The sequence below is a fragment of the Limnohabitans sp. genome (genome assembly GCF_031539105.1).
Classification (GTDB): domain Bacteria; phylum Pseudomonadota; class Gammaproteobacteria; order Burkholderiales; family Burkholderiaceae_C; genus Limnohabitans.
Map to the genome: position 1 here is coordinate 1 of NZ_JAVKLM010000002.1, position 2,925 is coordinate 2,925.

Here is a 2,925-nt window from a genome sequence, read left to right on the forward strand (position 1 = left end):
AGCGAACAACGCCAAGGCAACCCACGCCAACACAAAGCAGGCCCCCATGCGAAGGCGACGGCGGCGAACTTGGTATGTCATGCGCCCAAGCCCACGCAAATCAGGCAGGCGGCCACAATGATGGCGCGACGCAGCTGCGATAATGAGAAACCATTGGCTGCGCGGTCAGTGTTAGACCCCACAAGAAACATATCGGGCCGCGCATAAGGAAACTGCGCACGGTCAAGCCAATAGCCGCCCCAGCCGCCAAGCGCCATAAGGTGCGCCTTGTAGAGCGATACCGACACCACATTGCCGGGCCACGCACTTTGAGCGAACAACGAGGCGGCCAACAACACGGCGGTCAAGACCACCCAGCTGAGCATTCGATACGACTTAGACATAACGACTCCAGAAATGAAAAAAGGACTTCGGTTAGAAGTCCTTAGTTTCTGGAATCAACGCTGTTTAGTCGTGGTGAAACACTTCACCGGATGGCCGGTATTGTGATCAATCTCCCTGTTTTTCTATCAAGCCAAGAGGTTGATCCGTCTTTTGACGTTGAGGGAGATAGCTTGCCTCTCATCGCATCAAAAAATACGCTGCCAAGTAATGACTGCGGCGCGACACGCACCACTTCTTCACGGGTTCGTCCAACGCCCGCAGTGAGAGTTGTAAGCGTTGCGAAATCACAAACAGCGTCGCACTCGGCAAAGATCATCGAGTTGCCTTCAACTGAGGATATCTGCCAGCGCTTGTCTCGACCCTCGCCCTTTGTTCCGTGATAAAAAAACATCACGACACGAGACAAGCTGCGTCCCGCATTTTGATCGTCAACACTCAATGCGGCTTCATAGCCATACCGTTCGCCATCTCGCATTGCGTAGTAGTGATCTGGAAATTTTGGAGCTGAGTTCTCAGCCCCGGCGTCTGCAACAGTTGCAGGCGCATAAAGTGTCCCAGCGTAAAAAATACAGAGCCCGACAACACTGGCCAATAGTGACCATTTAACGGCTGGTTTCATTGTCCGCCTTTCTAAGCTTACGAATTTCGTTCTTCTTGAGAATGGCAGTCACATAAAGCATTGCCCGTGTAAGTTGCTGCTCGCCAAGGTCTTTGACCATACGTGTACCAAATTCACGATCCAAAAAATCTAAGACACGAATGCGTGTATCCCGCTCCAGTTGATCCAACACTGTGAGAACGCTGCTCACGCTCACGGGGCATGTGCCAGGCGCTGATCTGCGCCCTGAGTTGTCGATGATGATGACAGTGCTGCCAATCATGTCACCACTGATTTGCACAACGCCCCTTGTTCGTGGGCCTGTTTGTTGTTTTGTCACCGGCGTCCTTAGTGTTCTCGAATTGAGTTCTATTTTCCTATTTTTACTTTCGAGTCTCTGACTGAGCCGCCAACCTGAATAGTCGGTGCCGAGCCTGACGCCACTTGCTTGACTTTTGTGGGCTTGGGTGGCGTTGTAGCGGCCATGCCTGCTGCGCGACGAATGAACTCTTGCCCAGCCGCTGGTGATTTTCGATACGCATCAATGAGGTCACGCTCAACACCGCTGAGTGATGAGCTTGTATCGCCCATCACAAGCCAATTTGTGTCAATTCCGAACAGCACCTGGAGGTCTCGCAATAGGCGCGGCGACGGGTCTTCTTTCCCATTGATCACAGCGGTCAATTTCGCTGTTTTGTAGCCCTGACTGACCAGCACGTCCGTATAGGTTTTCAGGCTCAGCGACTGCTTGATCCGCTTTTTGAATCCGGCCTCCCAGCTTTGGGCGTCAGAGTCCATATGCACGGCCCCAGTGCCTTGATAGATAAAAGCCGCGCTAAGCCCCTCGCTCTCAATGAGCGTGTCTATCTCATCGGTGGGGAGGCTCCCGCGCAACTTGCGGTTGTTGAACGCGGTTTTACTTAGCCCTAGGCGTGTGGCAACTGTGGCGTCGTCGCTGCACCCAAGGGCGAGCTTTAGGCGTGCCAAAACATCTAGAAACCCACTGATTTTGTCGGACATTAAAAATACTCCTTGCAAGATGTGGATTGAGCATCCATAATCCACATTAATGAATCTTTATTCACGTTTTTAAACGGAGGTTATGTGAGTGTAGCAACGGCAACAAATTCAGAGCGAATCAAACAGGTCAAAGCTGACCTAGTCGCACGCGGCGTGTCGCAGGTCGACTTCGCACGTGATCACGGCCTTGACTACAACACCATGCAAATGGTGTTGCAGGGTCGTCTCAAAGGGACACGGGGTGAGGCCCACCGCGTGATGGTGGCTTTAGGGCTCAAAAAAGACATGAAGAAAGAGGTAAAGCGTGGCTAAGAAAAATACAAGCGTTGAGGTCGTTGAAGCAAATCGGCAAACGTTCGCCGATTTGAGTTTCACGGAGCAGGACGCAGCAGCAGCACAAGAGTTGGGCATTGCCGTCAGCGGCGGTTTGCAAGACCGAATTTCCCGCGCGGTGTCGTCATACAACATGGCGGCGCGGCTGGCGGTGGAGACCGGATACCTATTGCTCAGCATCAAGAACGAATTGGCTCATGGCGAGTTTGAGACCGGTATGGAAGACCTTGGCTTATCGCCACGCCGGGCGCGTGAGCTGATGACGATGGCAAAGTTCACCACCATGCTGCCCGCGTCCCAGCGCACTGAGTTGTTGGCACTGCCAAAAACAAAAATGCTAGCTCTTGCAAGCGCGGACGCCGAAGTGGTAAGCCAGCTTCTAGAGGACGGCGACGTTTCAGATATTGACGATTTGAGCGTGCGCGGTCTTCGTCAGCGCATCCGTGAACTGGAGGCGCAACGCGTCAATCTGAGCGTTGAACGTGACACCGTGGCGTCAGAGCGTGACGGCCTTGCCAAGCAGCTCAAGCGCCAACGCGCACAGCGTGATGACGATGGCGGCGTTCCGGTTGTTGTAGCCGATTTGCGTG

Annotated in this window: 5 protein-coding genes and 1 pseudogene; 2 read left to right on the forward strand and 4 right to left on the reverse strand. The window is 53.4% G+C overall.

Features of this window, described 5'->3' with window-relative positions:
- Window positions 1-77: 77 nt before the first annotated feature.
- The 4 genes from RMR24_RS00045 to RMR24_RS00060 form a co-directional block, all read right to left on the reverse strand.
- Entirely contained in the window at window positions 78-383 is a 306-nt protein-coding gene (locus RMR24_RS00045) for a putative holin (protein WP_310613050.1), read from the reverse strand.
- Window positions 384-466: 83 nt separating this feature from the next.
- Window positions 467-1,003: a hypothetical protein gene (locus tag RMR24_RS00050; RefSeq protein WP_310613051.1), complete on the reverse strand. Its 537-nt coding sequence runs from the start codon at window positions 1,001-1,003 to the stop codon at window positions 467-469.
- Window positions 987-1,199 (reverse strand): hypothetical protein, encoded by a 213-nt coding sequence (locus RMR24_RS00055; RefSeq protein ID WP_310613052.1) that lies wholly within the window; start codon window positions 1,197-1,199, stop codon window positions 987-989. The genes RMR24_RS00050 and RMR24_RS00055 overlap by 17 nt, the downstream gene beginning before the upstream one ends.
- A 152-nt stretch (window positions 1,200-1,351) precedes the next feature.
- Window positions 1,352-2,002 (reverse strand): helix-turn-helix domain-containing protein, encoded by a 651-nt coding sequence (locus tag RMR24_RS00060; RefSeq protein WP_310613053.1) that lies wholly within the window; start codon window positions 2,000-2,002, stop codon window positions 1,352-1,354.
- An 84-nt stretch (window positions 2,003-2,086) separates the two neighbouring features.
- Here RMR24_RS00060 and RMR24_RS00065 point away from each other — a divergent pair, with 84 nt between their 5' ends.
- Together RMR24_RS00065 and RMR24_RS00070 are read left to right on the forward strand one after the other, a co-directional pair.
- Entirely contained in the window at window positions 2,087-2,314 is a 228-nt protein-coding gene (locus RMR24_RS00065) for a DNA-binding protein (protein WP_310613054.1), read from the forward strand.
- Window positions 2,307-2,925, forward strand: a pseudogene (locus RMR24_RS00070) (hypothetical protein); the annotation flags it as partial. The gene RMR24_RS00065 and the pseudogene RMR24_RS00070, both read left to right, overlap by 8 nt.